The 520-nt window shown below is 49.0% G+C and carries 1 protein-coding gene; it reads right to left on the bottom strand.

Translation table 11 applies throughout. The annotated features are described in order from the left end of the window. Window positions 1–111: 111 nt before the first annotated feature. The coding region (locus WH277_RS01945; RefSeq protein WP_339504085.1) for a carbohydrate porin at window positions 112–520 on the bottom strand (409 nt) is incomplete at its 5' end.

Here is a 520-nt window from a genome sequence, read left to right as displayed (position 1 = left end):
CCTCAAGCATGTGGCACCGGGCCTCGGCTGGCGGGAATAACCACGGCAGGGAGTGAACACCGCCAGGGCTATCCTGGCGGTCGACATCATTCAGCCATACAGGTTACGGCATTAAAAAATATATTTTGCGCGAACACGGGCTCCGTAACGTGGTTGATGATCACCGTCATCTTCGCTCATCGCATTAAGCCAGGACGCATAGGCACCGAGGTAAATAGCAAAGTTAGGCATATCCATAATGGCAGGCAATTGCCATGAGGTATGCAGCGTATGAATATCATATCTCCCGGACGAGGAAATCGCACAATCGTCGGTACATTCAGTACTGATACCGGAAGAGGAAAACTCCGCAATATTATTGTGTGCATAAATATACCCCACCTCAACACGTTGCCAGAGTGCATTAATACCTGCGCTAAAGTTAGTTTCTGCCTGTGCATCCATGAATGCCGTGCTGACGTTAATGACAGAGCCATCCTGCGGATCGCTCTTTAAAGTATTCCTGCTGAAAGTTAATCCG

The sequence above is a fragment of the Erwinia sp. MYb416 genome (assembly GCF_037479575.1).
GTDB classification, from domain to species: Bacteria; Pseudomonadota; Gammaproteobacteria; order Enterobacterales; family Enterobacteriaceae; genus Erwinia; species Erwinia rhapontici.
The sequence above is the reverse complement of the archived record's forward strand: the minus strand, read 5'-3'. Positions and strand labels throughout refer to the sequence as shown.